The organism is Mesorhizobium sp. M7A.F.Ca.US.006.04.2.1, from assembly GCF_004022915.1.
Classification (GTDB): domain Bacteria; phylum Pseudomonadota; class Alphaproteobacteria; order Rhizobiales; family Rhizobiaceae; genus Mesorhizobium; species Mesorhizobium ciceri.
The window spans coordinates 1-590 of the sequence record NZ_RZQA01001564.1; the positions used below are offsets into that span (position 1 = coordinate 1).

Consider the following 590-nt stretch of genomic DNA (forward strand, 5'->3'; position numbering starts at 1 on the left):
GCGCCCGGCGGCGCGATCGAAGGCGACCACACATCGCCGACGCAGCCGGTCTCCGATCTCACCTTCATGCCGAAGCCGCTGACCGGCGCCGACATGTGGGGCCTCACCATGTTCGACCAGTTGGCCTGCCGGATCGAATTCCAGGGCCTGCGCTATGAGGGTCGCTATACGCCGCCTTCCGTCCAGGGCTCGCTGATCTACCCCGGCAATTTCGGCACCTTCAACTGGGGTGGCGTCGCCGTCGACCCGGTCCGGCAGGTGCTGTTCGGCATGCCGACCTATCTGGCGTTCAAGTCGCAGTTGATCCCGCGCGATCAGGTGCCGCCGCCGGACGAAGGGCGGGGCAGCGAACAGGGGCTGAACCGCAACGAGGGCGCGCCCTATGCGGTGGTGATGGGACCGTTCCTGTCGCCGCTCGGCATTCCTTGCCAGGCGCCGCCCTGGGGCTATGTCGCCGGTGCCGATCTCAGGACCGGCAAGATCGCCTACAAGCACCGCAACGGCACCGTCTACGACATGACGCCGCTGCCGCTGCCGCTGAAGGTCGGCGTGCCCGGCATCGGCGGGCCGCTGATCACCCCCCGGGGCGT

Annotated in this window: 1 pseudogene; it reads left to right on the plus strand. The window is 68.6% G+C overall.

The features are described from left to right. A pseudogene (locus EN925_RS38750) lies at nt 1-590 on the plus strand (membrane-bound PQQ-dependent dehydrogenase, glucose/quinate/shikimate family); the annotation flags it as partial.